This is a genomic window from Streptomyces sp. NPDC127129, from assembly GCF_042671585.1.
GTDB lineage: Bacteria > Actinomycetota > Actinomycetes > Streptomycetales > Streptomycetaceae > Streptomyces.
Map to the genome: position 1 here is coordinate 277,692 of NZ_JBHXTV010000007.1, position 18,489 is coordinate 296,180.

Below are 18,489 nucleotides of genomic sequence, written 5' to 3' on the forward strand. Positions count from 1 at the left end.
CGTCCGTCAGCCCAGCAGGCCGCCGATCGGGTTCCGGTTGCCGCCGGTGCCGCCCGTCGACGAGCCGCCGCTCGTGGGCTCGGTCGTGCCGCCCGTGCCGCCACCGCCGCCGCTCGTGCCGCCGGTGCTCGTCGGGCCGGAGCTGGTGGACGGCGGGGGCGCCGGTCGCGACTGGGTCGGCGTACGGCTGCCGGTGCCCTGCGTGGCGGTCGGCCGGCTCTCCTCCGAACGGCCCGTCTCCCGCACGGTCTCGCTCGGCGAGGCCGTCTTGTCGTCCTCGCGCTCCCCGCTCGCCCCGGCCGTCGCCGACGGCTTGGGGCGGGTGGAGGTCGACTGGGACGGGGTGCGCTCGCCCGGCTCCTGCGGGAGCGTCCGGCCGGGCAGGTGGTTGATCGGGTCGTCGTTCGGGCCGGGGACCGTGACCATCTCGGTGGACCGTACGGCCCCGCCGAGCACCGAGCCGGTGAGCAGCGTGAGGCCGACGACGACGGAGGTGACGAGCGCCCCGCGGCGCAGGACGCGGCGGCGCAGGTCCCACAGCTCGGAGCGGGGTCCGAGGGTGCGCCAGGCTTCGCCGGCGAGACGGCCGTCGATGGAGTAGACGGGCGCGCCGGCGATGATCAGCGGGGACCAGGCGGCGAGGAAGATGATGTCGGCGGAGTCGTAGACGGGGACCGACTTCCAGCTCACCGTCAGCAGGAGCGCGGCGGAGAGCAGGGCGCCGATGACGGCCGCCACGCGCTGCCAGAGGCCGAGGACGGTGAGGACGCCGACGACGACCTGGAGGAAGGCGACGGTGAGTCCGGCGCCGACCGGGTGCTGGAGGGCGAAGTCGCGGAGCGGTTCGGCCAGCGCCCAGGGGTTGAGCGAGTGGAGCCACTTGACCATGGAGCCGCGCTCGCCGCCGTCGAAGTAGACGGGGTCGCAGAGCTTGCCCATGCCGGCGTAGATGGAGATGAAGCCGAGGAAGACGCGGAGCGGGAGGAGGACGACGCCGAGGTTCATCCGGCGCCCGGGGTAGTAGGCGTGCCGGACGGGGTCGGCGCCGTGGCGCTGCGCGCGGCCGCCGCGGTACTCGTCGCCGTTCGCGTCGTCCCCGCGCCCGGTCCCTTGGCCGTCGCCGGTGCCGTACGCGCCGTCGCGGGACAGCTCGTACGGGCTGTCGTAGGCGTGGTCGAAGGCGCCTTCGGCGCGCCGCATCGGGGGGAGGAGCGGCGGGTCGGCGGTGACGACGGGGGTGGGCATGGTGTCGTCGATGCGCGGGATGGCCTGCGTGACGCCGGTGTCGTGGTGCGCGGGGGGTTCCAGCGTGGAGACGGAGGACTCGCGCACGGCCTGGAGCAGTCCGGTCGCTCCGGGCGCGGACTTTCCGGTCCACACGACGGGCCGGCGGCGGCCGGCGGCACCGCCCGCCGCTGCCGCGGCGAGGGCCGGGCCGCGGGAGGCGGCGAACTTCGGCTGCTGGGCCGGGGCGAGCCGCACACGGAAGCTGGCGTGGTTCACGATGACCTGCGCGGGATCGGAATCCACCTTGAGCATGCTCAGCGCGGGCTGATCGTCGAACCCCGGCCGGGGCGTTCTGGTGTCCACACTCATCTAACCGAGTGACGCGGGGTTAGGACACTGCCTTGACAGGCTCTGAATGTCCGAGACCCGTCAAGATCGCGCCATCCGTGCCCGCGTACGCGAAAGGGCCCAGCTCAGGGAGGTGGGCCCGTTCGGTACGGCGTGTGGCGAGGTCAGTTCGAGCGGCGGCGGGCGACCTCGTAGAGGACGATGCCCGCGGCGACGCCGGCGTTCAGCGACTCGGCGCCACCGGGCATCGAGATGCGGACGCGGTAGTCGCAGGTCTCGCCGACGAGGCGGCCGAGGCCCTTGCCCTCGCTGCCGATGACGATGACGACGGGGCCGTCGAGCGCCTCCAGGTCCTCGACGGTGTGCTCGCCGTCGGCGGCGAGGCCGACGACCGTCAGGCCCTCCTTCTGGAAGCCCTCCAGCGCCCGGGTCAGGTTGGTGACGCGGGAGACGGGGGTGCGGGCGGCGGTGCCGGCCGAGGACTTCCAGGCGCCGGCGGTCATGCCGGCCGCGCGGCGCTCGGGGACGACGACGCCGTGACCGCCGAAGGCGGAGACGGAGCGGACGATCGCGCCGAGGTTGCGGGGGTCGGTGACGCCGTCGAGGGCGACGATCAGCGGGTCCTCGTGGGCGTCGTAGGCGGCCGCGGTGAGGTCCTCGGGGTGCGCGTACTCGTAGGGCGGGACCTGGAGGACGAGGCCCTGGTGGTTCAGGCCGTTCGTCATCCGGTCGAGCTCCTGGCGCGGGGCCTCCATCAGGTTGATGTTGCCGCGGTCGCCGGCGAGCTTGAGGACGTCGCGGACGCGCTCGTCGTTGTCGATGAACTGCTGGACGTAGAGCGTGGTGGCGGGGACGCCGTCGCGCAGCGCCTCGAAGACCGGGTTACGGCCGACGACCATCTCCGAGGTGCCCTTGGGGCCGCCTCGGCGCGGTGCGGGGCGGCGCTTGGCGGCCTGTCGGGCGATGGCGTTGGAGACGCGGAACGCCTTGTGGCCCTTGCGGTCCTCGGCCTTCGGCGTGGGGCCCTTGCCCTCCAGGCCCTTGCGCCGCTGGCCACCGCTGCCCACCGTCGCGCCCTTCTTGTTGGACGTACGGCGGTTCCTGCGCTGGCTGTTCCCGGCCATGACTACTCTCATCCTCGGTGATGCGTACGCAGGTGCGTTCACGCGCGTACATAGGTCTGTAAGTGAAGTGTGCCGCCCGGCTCCCCGAGCGGCACATCATCAGCGGTTGCCCAGCGTCCAGCGGGGGCCGTCGGGGCTGTCCTCGATGGCGAGGCCGGACTGGCCGAGCTGGTCGCGGATCGCGTCCGCGGTCGCCCAGTCCTTGCGCTCGCGGGCCGACTCGCGCTGCTGGAGCACGAGCCGTACGAGGGTGTCGACGACGCCGTGGAGCTCCTCGCCGCGGTCGGTCTCCTCGGCCCAGTGCGGGTCGAGGGGGTCGAGGCCGAGGACGCCGAGCATGGCCCGGACCTCGCCGAGGCGGGCGATGGCCTCGTCCTTGTCGTCGGCGGCCAGCGCGCTGTTGCCCTGGCGCACGGTGGTGTGGATGATCGCGAGCGCCTGCGGGACGCCCAGGTCGTCGTCCATCGCCTCGGCGAAGGCGGGCGGCACCTCGGGGGCGGGCGGGACGGTCTTGCCCGCCTTCTCGGTGACGCGCTGGACGAAGCCCTCGATCCGCGCGAACGCGGACTCGGCCTCGCGCAGGGACTCCTCGCTGTACTCGATCATCGAGCGGTAGTGCGGGGTGCCCAGGTAGTAGCGCAGGACGATGGGGCGCCAGTGCTTGACCATCTCGGAGACGAGCACCGAGTTGCCGAGCGACTTGGACATCTTCTCGCCGCTCATGGTGACCCAGGCGTTGTGCACCCAGTACGAGGCGAAGTCGTCGCCGAAGGCCTTGGCCTGGGCGATCTCGTTCTCGTGGTGGGGGAAGATCAGGTCGAGGCCGCCGCCGTGGATGTCGAAGGCGGGGCCGAGGTACTTGTGGGCCATGGCCGAGCACTCCAGGTGCCAGCCGGGCCGGCCGCGGCCCCACGGGGTCTCCCAGTCGGGCTCGCCGGGCTTGGTGGCCTTCCACATGGCGAAGTCGCGCGGGTCGCGCTTGCCGGAGACGCCTTCGTCGGGCTGGCGGAGGTCGTCGATGTCCTGGTTGGACAGGGCGAGGTAGCCGGGGAACGAGCGGACGTCGAAGTAGACGCTGCCGTCGGCCTCGTAGGCGTGTCCGCGCTCGATGAGACCGCGCATCATCTCGACCATCTCGGTGATGTGGCCGGTGGCACGGGGCTCGTAGGTGGGCGGCAGGCAACCGAGGGCGTCGTAGCCGGAGTTGAACGCGCGCTCGTTCTCGTAGCCGATGGACCACCAGGGGCGGCCCTGGTCACCGGCCTTGGCGATGATCTTGTCGTCGATGTCGGTGACGTTGCGGATGAACGTGACGTCGTAGCCGCGGTACTCGAACCAGCGGCGCATGATGTCGAAGTTCAGCCCCGACCGGATGTGGCCGATGTGCGGGGCGGCCTGGACGGTGGCACCACAGAGGTAGATCGAGACGCAGCCCGGTGTGAGCGGGGAGAAGTCACGGATCTGCCGGGCGCTGGTGTCGTACAGGCGAATAGTCACCCCTCCAGGGTAGTGGGCGTGTGGTAGTGCCCCGCGACCGATTGCGGCTCGCGGGGCGGGATTTTTCCGGCGGTACGTCAGGTGGAGCACGGACCGGAGGGGTCGGGCGGGGCGCTCGCGCGCGGCGGGCGGGGCGCTGCGCCGACGGCGTCCGGCGAGGTCCGGCACCGTCGGCCGGACGTCAGGCCCGGCGGTAGACCAGGGCCGTCGCCAGTGCGGCCAGGCCTTCGGCCCGGCCGGTGAGGCCGAGGCCGTCGGTCGTGGTGCCGGAGACGGAGACGGGGGCGCCGACGGCCGCGCTCAGCGCCTTCTGCGCCTCGTCGCGGCGCTTGCCGACCTTGGGGCGGACGCCGATGACCTGGACGGCGACGTTCCCGATCTCGTACCCCTCGGCGCGGACGATCCGGGCGGCCTCGGTGAGGAGGGTGACGCCGGAGGCACCGGACCACTCGGGGCGGGAGGTGCCGAAGTGGGCGCCGAGGTCGCCGATGCCGGCGGCGGAGAAGAGCGCGTCGCAGGCGGCGTGGGCGGCGACGTCACCGTCCGAGTGCCCGGCGAGGCCGTACCCGTCGCTGTCGGTGCCGTCCCACAGCAGACCGGCGCACCACAGCTCGCGGCCCTTCTCGAAGGCGTGGACGTCGGTGCCGATGCCGGTGCGCGGGATCGGCGGGAGGTCAGAAGCCATCGTTGGCCCTCCTGCGGGCGAGTACGGCCTCGGCCAGTACGAGGTCGAGGGGACGGGTCACCTTGAACGCCTCCTCGTGGCCGGGGACGACCACGACGGGCGCGCCGAGCCGCTCGACCATGCCGGCGTCGTCGGTGGCGCCGTCACCGGTGAGGGCGACGGTCGCGTGGGCGTTGACGAGGGTCTCGTAGTCGAAGCCCTGCGGGGTCTGGACGGCGCGCAGCCGGGCGCGCTCGGGCGTGGCGACGACGCTCTCGGGGTCGCCCTTCGTCTCCGCGGGCTCGACCTCCTTGACGGTGTCGGCGACCGGCAGGGCGGGGACGACGGCGACGGCCCCGTCCCGTACGGCCTCGATGACGGCGTCGACGGTGTCGACGGGCACGAGCGGGCGGGCCGCGTCGTGGACGAGGACGGTCGAGACGCCCTCGGGCAGCGCTTCGAGGCCGAGCCGTACGGATTCCTGGCGCGTGTCGCCGCCGGGGACGACGAGGTAGTCGGTGCGCTCGGGCAGCGCGTGGGCGTCGAGGAGGTTCTTGACCTCGGCGGCTCCGTCGGAGGGCGCGACCACGACGACGAGGGAGACGGCGCGGGAGGCCGCCATCGCCCGGACGGCGTGGATGAGCATGGGGGTGCCGTTCAGCGCGCGGAGCGCCTTGGGGGCGCCCGGGCCGAGGCGTACGCCCCGGCCCGCCGCGGGGATCACAGCGGCGGTGCGCGCGGGACGCGTTTCGTCTGTCATCGGTTGCACTCCGGCAGGTTTGTTTCCTCGGCCGACATGGGTATGGCCTGAGCGTGCTGGACGCGACGCCTTGACCGGGCCCCTTCCGTGACGACGGTCGGGGCGTTGCGAGTGGCACGAAGCGGTGGGACGCGAGGGGGGCAGGGGTACGGGAGTTTCGTGGACGGACGCGTCACGAGACGGACGTCACCCGGAGACCACCCGGACGTGAGATCACCCGGACGCGAGATCAACCGGGAGATCACCTGGAGCAGCCGGCGCGGCCGGAGCGTGTCGGGGGATCACCCGGATACGAAACATGCCGCAGCGCCCGGCGACAGCGCTGTGTGTGGGACACAGCACGTCATCGGGCACCGCGGCATCGCTTCGCTCAGGACGCGAGGACCTCGTCGAGGAGAGCCTCGGCCTTGTCCTCGTTCGTGTTCTCCGCGAGCGCCAGCTCGCTCACCAGGATCTGCCGAGCCTTGGCGAGCATGCGCTTCTCACCTGCGGAGAGACCGCGCTCGCGCTCCCGGCGCCACAGGTCGCGGACCACTTCGGCGACCTTGATGACATCGCCGGAGGCGAGCTTCTCGAGGTTCGCCTTGTAGCGTCGGGACCAGTTCGTGGGCTCCTCGGCGTACGGCGCGCGCAGCACCTCGAAGACCCGGTCAAGTCCGTCCTGACCAACTACATCGCGAACACCGACGAACTCCGCATTGTCCGCCGGCACACGAACCGTCAGGTCGCCCTGGGCGACCTTGAGCACCAAGTAGGTCTTGTCCACGCCTTTGATCTGGCGAGTTTCGATGGCCTCGATCAGCGCGGCCCCGTGATGGGGATAGACCACGGTGTCGCCAACCTTGAACGTCATGTGACAGGTACCCCTTCCGTGGCTATCCAGGGTAACACGGAAACTGCTTCTTCTGAATGGCGTTTTCGCAGGTCAGGGCATATCTCAGGGCTTGACAACAGCGACGCGAACGTGCTGCGCGGGGCTTCCGGAAGCCGGTATTCGCAGGTCGGAGCGGCTGTGCGGACGGAGAGAAACGTGCCCGCCACACCTGCCCGGAGCACCCCGGAGGAGGTGGGATGTCCCGTTTTGCCGGTTTCGAAGCCGAGATCTTCGCGTACTCCGTTCGAGGATCGGTCACTCGTGCGGATGCATCTCGGACCGAATCCCGAATTGATCACCCGACGGTGTGACGCGGGTTTTTCCGTGAGGTGCGCGAGGGAATGCGCGGACGGTCACCGAATTGATCAAGTCTGTTATGTGAACGGAGCGCCAATGCGGCGTGATCCGGCCACGGCGAAGGCGATCACGAAGGGAGTGGCGGCCGCGGCCCCGCGGCCCGGGGGCGCGAAGGGGCGGGTCGGGTGCGGGACGGAGAGGGCGGCTCGGTAACCTAAGCCCGCTGACGCACCTTTAGCTCTTCCTTAGCCGGTTGGTCCTGAGCTCGACTCCAGCCGTCTCGTCCCTGCCCGTCCGTACGTCCAAGGAGATGCCGCCGCCGTGAGCCGCAGCCTTCGACGCGGCGCCCTCGCCGCCACCGCCATCGTGATCTCGATCGCCTCGCTGACCGCCTGTGGAGCCGGCAACAACGCGCAGACGCTCGGCGTCCAGCCGGACAACGCCGCCGTCACCGTCGAGGACGTCAAGATCCAGAACGCCCTCGTGATCACCCAGCCGACCACCGGGGCCCCGGGTCCGGCCGTCGTCTCGGCCACGGTGTTCAACAACGGCAGCTCGCCGCAGACGCTCGACTCGATCACGCTCGGTGGCTCCTCCGCGCCGGTGACTCTCAAGGCCGCCACGGGCTCCGGCCCGATCACGATCCCCGCGGGCGGCTCGGTCGTCATCGGCGGCAAGGGCAACGCCTCCGCCACGATCGAGAACGGCCACGAGGCCGTGAAGGACGGCAACGAGCAGGAGATCGTCTTCAAGCTCAGCCGGACCGGGGACGTCTCCCTGGCGGCCTTCGTCGTCCCGGCGACCGGCTACTTCGCCGAGTACGGCCCGACCGAGATCCCGCAGCCCCCGGCCGCCAAGCCGACCGCCACCGCGACGCCGACCGGCGAAGCCGGCCACGGCGGCGAGGCCACCCCCTCGGGCACGGCGACCCCCTCGGGCACCGCCACGCCGACCGGCACCGCCACGCCCACGGGCGGCGCGAGCAGCTCGACCGGTCACTGACACACACGTCACACCCGTCACACCCGTACGCGGAAGGGGCGCCCCACCGGATCATTCCGGTGGGGCGCCCCTTCACGTACACGGGCCTACGGCGCCGCTCAGGACGGTCTACGGCTCGAACTTGTAGCCGAGACCACGCACCGTCACCAGGTACCGCGGCGCGCCCGGGTCGGGCTCGATCTTCGCCCGCAGACGCTTCACGTGGACGTCGAGGGTCTTGGTGTCACCGACGTAGTCGGCGCCCCAGACCCGGTCGATCAGCTGCATACGGGTCAGGACGCGGCCCGCGTTCCGCAGCAGCATCTCCAGGAGGTCGAACTCCTTCAGCGGGAGGTCGACCTTGCCGCCGGAGACCGTGACGACGTGGCGGTCCACGTCCATACGGACCGGGCCGGCCTCCAGGGCGGCGGGGGTGACCTCCTCCGGCTCACCGCGGCGGCGCAGGACCGCGCGGATGCGGGCGACCAGCTCCCGCGAGGAGAAGGGCTTCGTCACGTAGTCGTCGGCTCCTATTTCCAGCCCGACGACCTTGTCGATCTCGCTGTCCTTGGCGGTCACCATGATGACCGGGACGTTCGAGCGGCCGCGGAGCTGACGGCAGACCTCGGTGCCGGGCAGCCCCGGCAGCATGAGGTCGAGGAGGACGAGATCCGCCCCGTTGCGCTCGAACTCGTCGAGGCCGTCGGGCCCGGTCGCGGCGACCGCAACCTCGAAGCCTTCCTTGCGAAGCATGTACGACAGGGCGTCGCTGAAGGATTCCTCATCCTCGACGACAAGCACTCGGGTCACGGAAGGACCTCCGGGGCAGGGAGCGGTTCGGTCATGAGATCGGGGGTGGGGGAGGCGGGCGGGCGGCGGTCCCGTACGGCGCCCGCCTCGGGCAGCCGCAGGGTGAACGTGGAACCCTGGCCTTCGGTGCTCCAGACGGTGACCTCTCCGCCGTGCGAGGCGGCCACGTGCTTGACGATGGCCAGGCCGAGCCCCGTGCCTCCGGTGGCACGGGAGCGGGCCGGGTCGACGCGGTAGAAGCGCTCGAAGACCCGCTCGCGGTCCTTCTCGGAGATGCCGATGCCCTGGTCGGTCACCGCTATCTCGATCAGGTCGCCGCCGGGTGCCGAGACGCGGCGGGCCGCGATGCCCACCCGCGTACGGGCCGGTGAGTAGTTGACGGCGTTCTCGACGAGGTTGCCGAGGGCCGCGGCGAGCTGCCCACGGCTGCCCCATACGTGCAGGTCCGCGGTGCCACCCTCCCGTCGCCCACCACCACCCTGTTCGAGCCCTTCGGGCGGCCACACATTCGAAACCATGGTGATCTGCTTGGTGGAGGCGGCGTGCCGGGAGCGGTCGATGGCCTCGGCGACCAGCTCGTCCACCCGCACCGGCTCGGAGTCCTCCAGCGGGTCGTCGTTCTGCACCCGGGAGAGGTCGATGAGCTCCTGTACGAGATTGGTCAGACGGGTCGCCTCGATCTGCATGCGGCCGGCGAAGCGGGTGACCGCCTCGGGGTCGTCCGAGGCGTCCATGACGGCCTCGGAGAGCAGGGAGAGGGCGCCCGTCGGAGTCTTGAGTTCATGACTCACGTTGGCGACGAAGTCGCGCCGTACCGCTTCGATACGGCGGGCCTCGGTCAGGTCTTCGACCAGGAGCAGCACCAGGCGGGAGCCGAGCGGGGCGACGCGGGCGGAGACCGCGAGGGCCTCCCCGCGCCCCGTACCGCGCCGGGGCAGGTCGAGCTCGACCTGACGTATCTCCCCGTCGCGGCGGGTGTCGCGGGCCATGTTGAGCATGGGCTCGACGGCCAGCTTTCCGCCGCGGACCAGACCGAGGGCGTACGCCGCCGAGCTGGCCTTGACCACGGAGTCGCTCTCGTCGAGCACGACCGCGGAGGATCGCAGCACGGAGAGCACGGTGTCGACGCCGGGCGGGAGCACGGCGTCGGTGTGCAGGGAGGTCCGGGTGGGTCGCGCCTGGTCGCGCTCGCTCCAGCGGAACGCCAGCATGGCGATCACGCCGGTGCACACCCCGGCGATCGCTGCCAATGCGGCGACCGCCGCGTTCACGTCCATGGCATCCAGGTTATGCGGGCCGGTGGACACTCTCCCAGCCGTCCGTGTGGCTGCTCGAACAGTCGTCGCCCAGAGTTCACCGTAGGGACTGTGCTGGTTCATTTGGCCTGGCCGGAACGGCGGCGTACGTCGCTCAGAGTTCACCGAGGGGAAAGGGCTCATTCACTTGGGGTGGACGCGCCTGACTCCTACGGGGTCGAACGTGGGAGCGTGGGGGTCCGAGCACGACTGGACCCCGGACGACTGCGAGAGAGGGACATCGATGCGGGACGCGTATCACGAGGAACTTGACTCGATCGGCGAGGGCCTGGTCGAGATGGCCCGCCTGGTCGGGTCGGCGATCGGGCGCGCCACGACGGCCATGCTCGACGCCGACCTGAAGCTCGCGGAGAGCGTGATCGCCGCGGACCAGAAGGTCGACGACCTGCAGCACGACCTGGAGGCCCGGGCGATAGCGCTCCTGGCCCGCCAGCAGCCGGTGGCGACGGACCTGCGGATCGTGGTGACCTCGCTGCGCATGAGCGCGGACCTGGAGCGGTCGGGCGACCTGGCGCAGCACGTGGCGAAGCTGGCGCGGCTGCGGTTCCCGGACACGGCGGTGCCGCGCGACCTGCACGCGACGATCCTGGAGATGGGTCAGCTGGCGCAGCGCCTGATGGCGAAGGCGGCGGAGGTCATCATCACGAAGGACGTCGACCTGGCGCTCCAGCTGGAGCAGGACGACGACGAGATGGACCTGCTGCACCGGACGCTGTTCCAGCACCTGATGGACGACCGCTGGAAGCACGGCATCGAGACGGCGGTCGACGTGACGCTCCTGGGCCGCTACTACGAGCGGTTCGCGGACCACGCGGTGTCGGTGGCGAAGCGCGTGGTGTACCTGGTGACGGGCGAGCACGCGGACGAGCTCCAGCAGTCGGACGCCCCGGTCGAAGGCGCGTAGCCCCTGGGCAGGCGGGCGGGCGGCGGGCAGAGGCTCGCACTCCTGTGCGCCGTTGATGCGCCCGGTGGGGTGGGCATGCAATGGGGGGAGGCGATGTACGCCTTCGAGGAGGGACCCCCATGGCCGAATCCGCCACGACCACCGACCCCCAGCAGGAGGGGCCGCGCGACGCGGTCTTCCTGCCCGTTCTCGGCGCCTGCGGGTGCGGCGCGGGCTGCGGCTGCGGCTGCCAGTCCGGCGGGCCGTGCCAGTGCGGGGGCTGCTCGGGGTAGCCGTCGGAAGACCGAGAAGCCCCGCCCGGGATTCGCCCCCGGGCGGGGCTTCTCACCTCGCCGCCGCGCCGGCGTCACACGTCGAGTACGCCCACCGGCTGGCCCCCGGTGGTCTCGCCGGTCTCGCGGAAGCCCAGCTTGCGGTAGAAGTCGCCGGGGCCGTCCTCGTCCGCCTCCCACGACACGTACATCAGGCTGCCGCCCCGCCGCCGTATCTCCTCGCGTACCGCCTCGACGGCGAAGCGCCCGTACCCCTTGCCCTGGTGATCGGCGGAGATGTTGAGCCGCCAGAGGCCGCTGCGGTAGTCGTCGGGGTCCTTCTTCGGGGCCCACTGGATGTCGAGGAAGGCCATCAGGAAGCCGACGAGCTCGTCGCCGTCGAAGATGAGGCGGGGCCAGGCGGGCTCACCGAAGGCGTACGCCTCCGCCAGCGAGTTCGCGACGGGGGCGACGTTCTTCTCCTGGTGAGGATGCACGCGCAAGGCGATCGCGTCGTCGACGTTGTCGGGGGTGATCTTCTCGAGACGGAGCGCGGTAGACATGACGCGGAGGCTACCGACACCTCGGGGACCGTGCCCGTGAATATGCCAGGCGGAGGCCGAGAACCAGGCCGGCGAAGCGCCCTCCCCGGCCCGCACACGCCCCTGCCCCGCCGGAAGATCCGGCGGGGCAGGAGTCATACGGAGGGGGTCAGCGGTGCGCGCGGCGGCGACGGGCGGCGATCCAGGCCAGGCCGCCGAGCGCCACGAGGGCGGCGGCGACGTACAGCGGCATCGTGGAATCCGAACCGGTGTCGGCGAGCGAACCGTCGACGGCCCCGTTACGGGCCGCGGCCGGGGCCGCGGGCGAGGTGGGTGCCGAGGACGCGGAGGCGGAGGAGCTGGTGGTGGTGGGCGTGACCGTCGGGGAGGTGGAGGGCGTGACCGACGGGCTGGCGGACGGCGTGGGCGTCGCCTTCACCGGGCCGAGGACGATCTCCGTGCCGCCGGCGCCCCCGAAGGCCCAGCCGTTCTCGGCGTCCAGGCGGGGCTCGGTGTGCAGCATCATCCGCGTCAGGCGCGTCATCCCCGTGGAGTCGCCCAGCTTGACCCGCAGCGACAGGGTGCGCCGGCCGGAGTCCGCGCCGAGTCCCTTCGCGATCGCCGGGAGGTTCACGGTCCGGTCGTCACCCTTCATGACCTTCCAGCGGCCGTCGACCTTCGCCTGTACGACGAGGTCGGGGTTCTTGGCGTGGATGCCGGCGTAGCCGGCGAACACGAGACCCGGACAAGACGCGGACGGCCAGACGTTCGCGCAGGTCACAGCGTTGGACAACCCGGACAGATTTCGATGCGACCCGGACGGGTGCGTCCGGGTTAACCCCTGCGGTGTCCAGGTCCCGAGCCCTCCCAACCTCCCCGACGCGCCGCACGGCGCCCCCCGTTCACGCTCTAGCGGCCCCTGAAGGCCACTTCGCACTGTCGAATCACGCCCTCGCGATCGGCTGCCTGAGGCATGTCCGGCCTCAGGCGTCAGGCGATTTTGTCCCACGTGTAACCCGGGTTGTACACCGAGGATTGCTGAGCAGGGGCGAAGGGTGCGCGCCAGTCGCCGGTTGTCCGGTAGAGGTAGAGGGAGTCGTTGGCACCGGAGTACGGGCGGGCATTGATGCCGCCAAGGAGGTCGGGGCGGCCGTCTTTGTTGACGTCGCCGGCTCCGATGAGCCAGCCGTAGGTGTTCCAGCCGCCGCCGATCTTCGTGCGCGGGGCGAATGTGCCGTCACCCTTGCCCAGGTACTGCCAGAGCACGCCGGACTTGTCGCGGGCGACTAGGTCGCTGGCCGCGCCACCCGCGATGTTGCCGACGGCGGTCAACTCGTTGTAGATGCTCCAGCCCGTACCAATCTTCTTGCGGGCGGTGAAGGGGGTGCTGGCGTTCCCTGTGCCGGGGTAGAGCCAGAGACCGCCGGACTTGTCGGTGGCGATCAGATCCGCACGGCCGTCGTTCGTCAGATCGCTGCCCGCCGCGATCTTGTCGTAGATCTGCCAGCCGGCGCCAACCTTGATCCGGGTGGCGAAGCCGCCTCGCCCATTGCCCTGGTACAGCCAGAGCACGCCGGATCTGTCGCGGGCCAGGAGGTCGCCGACCGCCGCTCCACCGAGGTTGCCAGCCGCTTCGATCTGATCGTAGATCTCCCAGCCTCGGCCAATGAACTGGTGGGACTCCTGGTCCAGCGTGCCGCCGGCGTAAATGGTGGTGTCGGCCCGCCACAGCCCGCCGTGGTCGTCACGCCGGATGATGTCGAGCGAGCCGTTGTCGTTGAAGTCGTGTGGTGCGGTCTTGCGGACGAGCTTGAAGGAACCGGAGGCTTGGAAGTCGAGAGGGGTCCCGTTGAGGGTCTCGGCCGTGAGCGTCCACGTGTAGTCACCGTTCGGGACGTCACCGATGTTGCTGGCGTGGGCATCCCAGAAAAGGTAGAAGGTGCCAGGGCTGCCCGCGTCGCCGAGGAGGTGCTTGGTCGTGATCCCGGTCCGCGTGTGGCGTAGAACTACCGTGGCCCATCCGGCCCCTGTGAGCGTCCAGTCCATCTTGAAGTATGTCTTGGTGCTCAGATCGATGACGGACGGCACGGTGTGCCGGACAAGCGTGACGTCGTCCTCAGCGGAGGCGGGGCCCACGGCCGCCGCTATGTCCGTGCCGATGGGGGCTGCAAACGCCGGGGTGCTCACCACACTGGCGCTGAACGACACGGCAAGCACAGTGGTGATGGCGGCACAGAGCCGCCGTCGGGTCGCACGGGCATAGGACACGTTCAGTTCCCCCTCGAAGACACCAGAGGCACCACGCGCCTCACCCATGTGTGACGAGCGAGAGGGCAGAAGGTTGTACGGGACGTACCTGCCCTGTGGGAGCGGGCCAGGCATCCCGGTCTTCTTGGAATTCAATTCCGGGTAGCCTCGCCGGGATTCGAACCCGGGTTTCCGATTCCGGGCGAACCGGAGACCGGTGTCCTTGGCCACTAGACGACGAGGGATGCACGCAGCCTACGCGCTGACCCGGAGCGGGAAGCCTCCATTTCGGTGGGCGGAGATCCGGCCTTCCCCCGCGACGAGTTCAGCAGCGGCCAGGGCGCCAGGCGGGAGCGCGTCGCCCTCGGCCCTCCCCTCAGGAGCGTCTCGATGGGCGGGCCCTGAGGGGAGCTCTCCCCAAGTCCCGCCTGCAATCAGAGAGTGTGGGGTCAGCTTAGCGAAGGGGTTGCTTCTGACCGTTCCAGGCGCTCCGACTCGGCGGCCGCCATGAGGGTTCCCCGGCCGCGAAGAGCGTGCCCGATAGGAGTCGCTCAACCCGCCCTGAGGCCCGGCGACTCTCCGCGCTGAGGGCCCAGCGCTGGCCCAGGGCGCGAAAATGCCCCCGATCTGCGCCGTGTGCGCAGGCCAGGGGCATGATCACTATTCTTACTTCTTCTTGCCCTGGTTCTTCACGGCCTCGATCGCCGCGGCCGCCGCCTCCGGGTCGAGGTAGGTGCCGCCCGGGTTGAGGGGCTTGAAGTTCTCGTCCAGCTCGTAGGAGAGCGGGATGCCCGTCGGGATGTTCAGGCCCGCGATGGCCTCGTCCGAGATGCCGTCCAGGTGCTTGACCAGGGCGCGCAGGCTGTTGCCGTGGGCCGCGATCAGGACCGTCTTGCCGTCCAGGAGGTCCGGGACGATGCCGTCGTACCAGTACGGCAGCATGCGGTCGACGACGTCCTTCAGGCACTCCGTCCGCGGGCGCAGCTCCGGCGGGATCGTCGCGTAGCGCGGGTCGTCCGACTGGGAGAACTCCGTGCCGTCCTCGAGCGCCGGCGGCGGGGTGTCGTACGAGCGGCGCCAGAGCATGAACTGCTCCTCGCCGAACTCCGCGAGCGTCTGCGCCTTGTCCTTGCCCTGGAGCGCACCGTAGTGGCGCTCGTTCAGGCGCCAGGAGCGGTGGACCGGGATCCAGTGGCGGTCGGCGGACTCCAGGGCGAGCTGCGCCGTGCGGATGGCGCGCTTCTGGAGGGAGGTGTGCAGTACGTCGGGCAGCAGGCCGGCGTCCTTGAGCAGCTCACCGCCGCGGACCGCCTCCTTCTCGCCCTTCTCGGTGAGGTTGACGTCCACCCAGCCGGTGAACAGGTTCTTGGCGTTCCACTCGCTCTCGCCGTGGCGGAGGAGGATCAGCTTGTACGGTGCGTCGGCCATGCGCCCGAGCCTAATAGACGCCCGACGATTGACGTGCACCGTCAATTCGCTGGCGTCCGGCGTATGAGATGCGTAAGTTACGGGTGCCGTTAGAGGGACTTACACACACGGGGGCCGGCCACACATGTCCATCGACTCGCTCAGGCGATCAGCACGCGCGACGGTCTCCGGGCTTCCCGCCGGCTTCTGGTGGCTCTGGCTCTCCACCCTGGTGAACCGGACCGGCGCCTTCGTGCTCACCTTCCTCTCCCTCTATCTCACCCAGGAGCTCGGCCACTCCGCCTGGTTCGCCGGGCTCGTCCTCGCCCTCCACGGTCTCGGCGGCGTCGCCGGCTCCCCGCTCGGCGGCACGCTCACCGACAAGTGGGGCCGACGGCCCACGATGGTCACCATGCACCTGGTGACGGCCTCCTGTGCCGCCGCCCTCGCACTGGTCTCCACCGGCTGGGGCGTCGCCGCCGTCGTCCTGGTGATGGGCGTCTCCATGCAGGCCGTCCGGCCGTCCATCTCGGCGACCATCACCGACATGGTCCCCGAGCACGACCGCCGCCGGGCCTTCGCCCTCAACTACTGGGCCCTCAACCTCGGCTTCGCCGTCGCCGCCTTCGGCGGTGGCGCCGCGATCTTCCTCGGGTACCGCACCCTCTTCGTCATCGAGGCCGTCGCGGTCACGCTCTGCGCCCTGATCGTCTTCCTCCGCCTCCCCGAGACCCGCCCCGAGGCGCGCCGGAACCCGGCCGGAGAGATCGTCGAGAAGGACCGGGTCAGCGTCCTCGACGTCCTGCGCGACGCCCCCTTCCGTACGCTCGTCCTCCTCAACCTCCTCGTCTGCCTCGTCTTCACCGCCCCCTGGGTCGGCCTGCCCCTCTCCATGGCGGCGGCCGGACTGGAGCCGGGCGCGTACGGCGCCGTCATCGCCGTCAACGGTGTCGTGATCGTCGCCTTCCAGCTGCTGGTCAACAAGGTGACCGAGAAGCGCTCTCCGACCGTGCTGCTCACCGTCTCCTCGCTGCTCTTCGCCGTCGGCACCGGCGCCACGGCCCTGGCCGGCACCCCGCTCGTCTTCGCCGCCACCGTCGTCGTGTGGACCATCGGCGAGATGGTCCACGTCCCCACCAACGCCGCCGCCACCGCCAAGCTCGCCCCCGAGCACGCCCGCGGCCGCTACCAGGGCGTAATGGGCATGTCCTGGGCGCTGTCCGGCTTCCTCGCCCCGATCCTCGCGGGCTGGGTCGTCGACGGACCGGGGCCGGACTTCCTCTGGATGGGCACCGCCGTCCTCGGAGCCGTCGCCGCGATCGGCTACACGACCCGGCTCCGCAAGGCCCTCGCGGACGGCACCCCGGCGGACGCCCCGGCCGGCACCCCGGCAGACACCCCGGCCGACGCGTCGCCGACGCTCACCAAGCCCGTGGGGACCGCCCGCGAGCCCGAGCCTCAGGACGCGGTCTCGTAGCACTCCGGCTCTCACGTCCCCGAGCCCCCGGCGCCTCGGCGCCGGGGGCTCCGTCCGTGTCAGCGCCCGAGCGTCCGCTGGGCCTCGTACAGGTTCCGGGGGCGGACCGACCCGGGGTTGCCGTACGCCTCCACGCGCGCGTGCAGCTCCCCCGTGAAGTCGGGAACGTCGATCTGGTCGAACTCGGTGACCTCGCTGATGCCGACCGTCGCGCTGTACGGGGCGATCGTGTCGATCTTGACCAGGCCCGCCCGGCCGTTCGTGACCGTCACGTTCCAGTGCGCGAAGCGGGCGCCGTACAGCGGTCCCGCCGAGGCGTCGCCGCCGTGGCGGCCGTTGTTCTCGACCGTGATCTCCGTCCGTACGTTGGCGAACGGCATGCCCCGGTGGGTGTCGAAGGTGCCCATCTCCATCACCCCGCGCGACCAGACGTTGCAGCTGGAGAGCCCCTCGACGTTGATGCCGTGGAGCTGCGTCCCCGCCGGGGCCGGGACCGTACGGGCCGCGATGCGGAAGTCCTCGATCAGGTTGTCGTGCGCGCCCTCGCGGCAGAAGTACGGGTGGTGGGAGCCGCGCCCCTCCACCCGGGTGCGCCGCAGGGTGCAGGCGGAGGCGGCGACGAGACCGAAGCCGTTGTCCACGTGCCGTACGACGACGTCCTCGGCCCAGCAGTCGTACGCGCACTGGAACGTGACGCCGTTGTAGCCCTTGTCGAGGAGGTGCGGGGACTGGGGCGTCTCGACCGCCTCCAGCGTCAGGCCCTCCACGCCCGCGCCGGTGAGCGGCTGCGCGAGCGTCGTCAGGCGCGGGTCCCACTCCGGGCGGACGTCGAGCGGAAGGGGGCGCTCCAGCGTCACCTTCCGGCCCTGCACGGAGACCACCCGGACCGGCCACTCGTACGGCACGTACGACGTCAGCTTGGTCTTGTCGTCCCACTGGTACGACTCCGGCCCGGCGCCGCCGCCCGCCATGTGCTCCAGGAGTGTGTGGCCGGCGTCGTCGGCGAGGCGGAGCAGAACCAGTGCTCCCCGCCGTACGGCTGACGGGTCGTCCACTGTCACGGACCAGTCGCCGCGCCGCGCCGGGCGGACGGTGGTCAGGGTCTCCCACTCGTCGCGCCTGTTGCCCGTCCAGCCCTCGAAGGGCCAGGCCTTGGCGCGGATCGCCCCGACGAGAGAGGCGTGGCGGGCGCGCGGGGCGAGCCATATCAGGCCGCCGGCCCAGGACCAGGAGGACTTGTCGCCGCCGTAGCGCGAACCGTACGGGCCTATCAGCTCCGTGAGGTGCCTCGTCGCGCGGAGTGTCGTCCGGCCCGAGCCCGCGCCGCGCAGCACGACGCCGCTGTCGCCGATGTGGATGAGGTCGTCGATGCGGTACGTGCCGGGCGGGACGAGCACCGTGCCGCCGCCGCGCTCCCCCGCCGCGGCGATGGCCCGGTTGATGGCGGCGGCCGAGTCGGCGGAGCCGTCGGGGGTGGCGCCGTGGGCGAGGACGTTCGCGACGACGGGCGGCCGGCTCGGCCGGGCGGCGCCGCCGCGTGCGCCGGCGCGGCCGACGTAGGGGATCTGGGGGTGGGTGTACGGGGAGTCCGCGTACTCCTTCCAGAGAGCGGAGGACTCCGCCCGCGCCCCCGGCCGGAATCCGGTCGTGGCGGCCGCCCCTACCGCCACCGCACCGCCCACGAACTGTCTTCTGCTGATTCCCATGAGCCCACACCTTTCATGGATGTGAACGACATTCATATCTGCGACGGCGGTGAGCAT

17 protein-coding genes and 1 tRNA gene are annotated in these 18,489 nt (G+C 71.1%); 4 read left to right on the plus strand and 14 right to left on the minus strand.

The window, feature by feature from the left end:
* Positions 1-6: 6 nt before the first annotated feature.
* The 6 genes from ACFVGW_RS16215 to ACFVGW_RS16240 form a co-directional block, all read right to left on the minus strand.
* Positions 7-1,596 carry a DoxX family membrane protein gene (locus tag ACFVGW_RS16215; protein ID WP_385852418.1) on the minus strand — a complete coding sequence of 530 codons (1,590 nt, stop codon included), beginning with the start codon at positions 1,594-1,596 and terminating at the stop codon, positions 7-9.
* Positions 1,597-1,739: 143 nt separating this feature from the next.
* The gene (gene rlmB / locus ACFVGW_RS16220) at positions 1,740-2,699 is read right to left on the minus strand and encodes a 23S rRNA (guanosine(2251)-2'-O)-methyltransferase RlmB (RefSeq protein WP_385852419.1); all 960 of its coding nucleotides are present in this window, start codon (positions 2,697-2,699) and stop codon (positions 1,740-1,742) included.
* Between the two features lie 99 nt (positions 2,700-2,798).
* The gene (gene cysS / locus ACFVGW_RS16225; protein ID WP_385852420.1) at positions 2,799-4,196 is read right to left on the minus strand and encodes a cysteine--tRNA ligase; all 1,398 of its coding nucleotides are present in this window, start codon (positions 4,194-4,196) and stop codon (positions 2,799-2,801) included.
* A 181-nt stretch (positions 4,197-4,377) separates the two neighbouring features.
* On the minus strand, positions 4,378-4,881 hold the full coding sequence (gene ispF, locus ACFVGW_RS16230; RefSeq protein ID WP_383226011.1) for a 2-C-methyl-D-erythritol 2,4-cyclodiphosphate synthase: 504 nt from the start codon (positions 4,879-4,881) through the stop codon (positions 4,378-4,380).
* The gene (gene ispD / locus ACFVGW_RS16235) at positions 4,871-5,620 is read right to left on the minus strand and encodes a 2-C-methyl-D-erythritol 4-phosphate cytidylyltransferase (protein WP_385852421.1); all 750 of its coding nucleotides are present in this window, start codon (positions 5,618-5,620) and stop codon (positions 4,871-4,873) included. The genes ispF and ispD overlap by 11 nt, the downstream gene beginning before the upstream one ends.
* 370 nt (positions 5,621-5,990) lie before the next feature.
* Positions 5,991-6,473 carry a CarD family transcriptional regulator gene (locus ACFVGW_RS16240; RefSeq protein WP_003953493.1) on the minus strand — a complete coding sequence of 161 codons (483 nt, stop codon included), beginning with the start codon at positions 6,471-6,473 and terminating at the stop codon, positions 5,991-5,993.
* A gap of 639 nt (positions 6,474-7,112) precedes the next feature.
* Between ACFVGW_RS16240 and ACFVGW_RS16245 the strand changes: the two genes are divergently transcribed.
* Positions 7,113-7,793 carry a DUF461 domain-containing protein gene (locus ACFVGW_RS16245; protein ID WP_385852422.1) on the plus strand — a complete coding sequence of 227 codons (681 nt, stop codon included), beginning with the start codon at positions 7,113-7,115 and terminating at the stop codon, positions 7,791-7,793.
* Between the two features lie 108 nt (positions 7,794-7,901).
* Here the strand turns inward: ACFVGW_RS16245 and ACFVGW_RS16250 are convergent, their stop codons facing one another.
* Positions 7,902-8,582, minus strand: a complete 681-nt coding sequence (locus ACFVGW_RS16250; protein ID WP_017242433.1) for a response regulator transcription factor — start codon at positions 8,580-8,582, stop codon at positions 7,902-7,904.
* A complete protein-coding gene (locus tag ACFVGW_RS16255) occupies positions 8,579-9,859 on the minus strand; it encodes a sensor histidine kinase (protein WP_385852423.1) in 1,281 nt (426 codons plus the stop codon). The genes ACFVGW_RS16250 and ACFVGW_RS16255 overlap by 4 nt, the downstream gene beginning before the upstream one ends.
* Before the next feature lie 262 nt (positions 9,860-10,121).
* Between ACFVGW_RS16255 and phoU the strand changes: the two genes are divergently transcribed.
* Together phoU and ACFVGW_RS16265 are read left to right on the plus strand one after the other, a co-directional pair.
* Positions 10,122-10,802 carry a phosphate signaling complex protein PhoU gene (phoU, locus tag ACFVGW_RS16260; protein ID WP_352190219.1) on the plus strand — a complete coding sequence of 227 codons (681 nt, stop codon included), beginning with the start codon at positions 10,122-10,124 and terminating at the stop codon, positions 10,800-10,802.
* A 119-nt stretch (positions 10,803-10,921) separates the two neighbouring features.
* Positions 10,922-11,074 carry a hypothetical protein gene (locus ACFVGW_RS16265; RefSeq protein WP_385852424.1) on the plus strand — a complete coding sequence of 51 codons (153 nt, stop codon included), beginning with the start codon at positions 10,922-10,924 and terminating at the stop codon, positions 11,072-11,074.
* A 74-nt stretch (positions 11,075-11,148) separates the two neighbouring features.
* Here ACFVGW_RS16265 and ACFVGW_RS16270 read toward each other — a convergent pair whose 3' ends face one another.
* The 5 genes from ACFVGW_RS16270 to ACFVGW_RS16290 form a co-directional block, all read right to left on the minus strand.
* Complete coding sequence (locus ACFVGW_RS16270; RefSeq protein ID WP_385852425.1) at positions 11,149-11,616, minus strand: GNAT family N-acetyltransferase; 468 nt, start codon at positions 11,614-11,616, stop codon at positions 11,149-11,151.
* 148 nt (positions 11,617-11,764) lie between these two features.
* Positions 11,765-12,331 carry an LPXTG cell wall anchor domain-containing protein gene (locus ACFVGW_RS16275; RefSeq protein WP_385852426.1) on the minus strand — a complete coding sequence of 189 codons (567 nt, stop codon included), beginning with the start codon at positions 12,329-12,331 and terminating at the stop codon, positions 11,765-11,767.
* Positions 12,332-12,585: 254 nt separating this feature from the next.
* Positions 12,586-13,911 carry an FG-GAP repeat domain-containing protein gene (locus ACFVGW_RS16280; RefSeq protein ID WP_385852427.1) on the minus strand — a complete coding sequence of 442 codons (1,326 nt, stop codon included), beginning with the start codon at positions 13,909-13,911 and terminating at the stop codon, positions 12,586-12,588.
* Positions 13,912-14,005: 94 nt separating this feature from the next.
* Positions 14,006-14,088, minus strand: a tRNA-OTHER gene (locus ACFVGW_RS16285).
* Between the two features lie 420 nt (positions 14,089-14,508).
* Positions 14,509-15,270, minus strand: a complete 762-nt coding sequence (locus ACFVGW_RS16290; RefSeq protein WP_385852428.1) for a phosphoglyceromutase — start codon at positions 15,268-15,270, stop codon at positions 14,509-14,511.
* A 124-nt stretch (positions 15,271-15,394) separates the two neighbouring features.
* Here ACFVGW_RS16290 and ACFVGW_RS16295 point away from each other — a divergent pair, with 124 nt between their 5' ends.
* The gene (locus tag ACFVGW_RS16295; RefSeq protein WP_385852429.1) at positions 15,395-16,726 is read left to right on the plus strand and encodes an MDR family MFS transporter; all 1,332 of its coding nucleotides are present in this window, start codon (positions 15,395-15,397) and stop codon (positions 16,724-16,726) included.
* A 59-nt stretch (positions 16,727-16,785) separates the two neighbouring features.
* Here the strand turns inward: ACFVGW_RS16295 and ACFVGW_RS16300 are convergent, their stop codons facing one another.
* Positions 16,786-18,432, minus strand: coding sequence for a glycosyl hydrolase family 28-related protein (locus ACFVGW_RS16300; RefSeq protein ID WP_385852430.1), 1,647 nt, complete (start codon positions 18,430-18,432; stop codon positions 16,786-16,788).
* Between the last annotated feature and the right edge of the window lie 57 nt (positions 18,433-18,489).